This is a genomic window from Corynebacterium sp. AOP40-4SA-5, from assembly GCF_052377355.1.
Classification (GTDB): Bacteria; Actinomycetota; Actinomycetes; order Mycobacteriales; family Mycobacteriaceae; genus Corynebacterium.
Genome location: NZ_JBQSWS010000058.1, coordinates 1 through 1,200, shown reverse-complemented (window position 1 = coordinate 1,200; position 1,200 = coordinate 1). Strand labels below are relative to the sequence as shown.

Here is a 1,200-nt window from a genome sequence, read left to right as displayed (position 1 = left end):
GTTAGGCTCTTCGCGATTCACAGTACGTTGATCCGGTCGCGGAGTTGCCCGGAATGGATCAGCGACCTCAAGATGTAATGGTCCAGATTTCGGCAACCCAATGCGATCCCGCGCAAGTGCTCCACCCTGCCATTGACCGCTTCGACGGGCCCGTTCGACACTCCGACATCGAAATACGCCAGGATATCGGCCCGACGTCACCACAACGTGCGCCCGAACTGTGCCAACTCTTCCAACCCCTTCGGGAGCCCCCTGCGCAGCGTGTCGATCAACCCGGCCATCAACTTCTTGCCCCGTGACTTGCCCGGAACACCGTACGCGGCAACGACATTTCCTGGCAGAAACCCCAGGTGACCTGCAAAGCAACGTAGTCATCGTCAGTGGCCCACAGCAGATCCAACCGCTGTTTCTGCCGCTCGGTCAGATAGTTCGTCCTGGCCATCAGGCTACGGCGGTGCTTGTACAACGGGTCAACCTTGCGTCCGCGCCGACCAGTCGTCTCTCGTTGCAGGCGCTGCCGACACCCAGTGAGTTTCTCGGCGGCCAGGTGCACCACGTGAAATGGGTCCATCACCTTCGTCGCTGCGGACAGGGCGTGGTCCACGGCGGTGGCGTAGTCGGCGAAACCGTTCATCGTCACCAACTGAACCGACTCGCGGAATGCTTCGCGGCGTTGTGCTGCAACCAGGTTCGTAGAAGCTCGGCACCTGCGACCTGGGCGCATATCAATCAGCCGCGCTGGACCTCGCCCATCGACCAGCGGGGTCAGATCCACCAGCACCGTAACCATCGAGGAGGGATCGCCCGGACGGCGGGTGTGTTTCCACACGTGCTCATCGACCCCTAGTATCCGCACGTCAGCGAGGTGATCGCCGGAGTCGTAGACAAGGTTGCGGCACGCCTGAACCGCGATCTTGTTGACCAACTGCCACCCGACACCTAGGGCTTTCGCAGTCGCTGAGAGAGTCATGCGGTCGATGGCCAGGCATTGCACAATCCAGCGAGTCACCCGGTGGGCCAGTTTCGCCCCATCGTCAGAACACGCCAGTGAAGCCTGGAAAATCTTCCGGCCGCAGGCATCGTTGGCGCAAGTGAACCGCGGAACACGGACGTGAAGCCTCGTCGGGAAGCCGACTACCGGCAGGTCCACCAGTGCCGAGAGACGTGATCTCGCAGTACACCCGGCTATTCGCAGTCAGG

2 protein-coding genes are annotated in these 1,200 nt (G+C 61.5%); both read right to left on the bottom strand.

Features of this window, described 5'->3' with window-relative positions; all coding sequences use genetic code 11:
- Positions 1-17 precede the first annotated feature (17 nt).
- Positions 18-161 carry a transposase gene (locus tag ACT3S3_RS15245; RefSeq protein ID WP_444615244.1) on the bottom strand — a complete coding sequence of 48 codons (144 nt, stop codon included), beginning with the start codon at positions 159-161 and terminating at the stop codon, positions 18-20.
- 119 nt (positions 162-280) lie between these two features.
- Positions 281-1,150, bottom strand: a complete 870-nt coding sequence (locus tag ACT3S3_RS15240; RefSeq protein ID WP_444627015.1) for an ISL3 family transposase — start codon at positions 1,148-1,150, stop codon at positions 281-283.
- Positions 1,151-1,200: the final 50 nt, after the last annotated feature.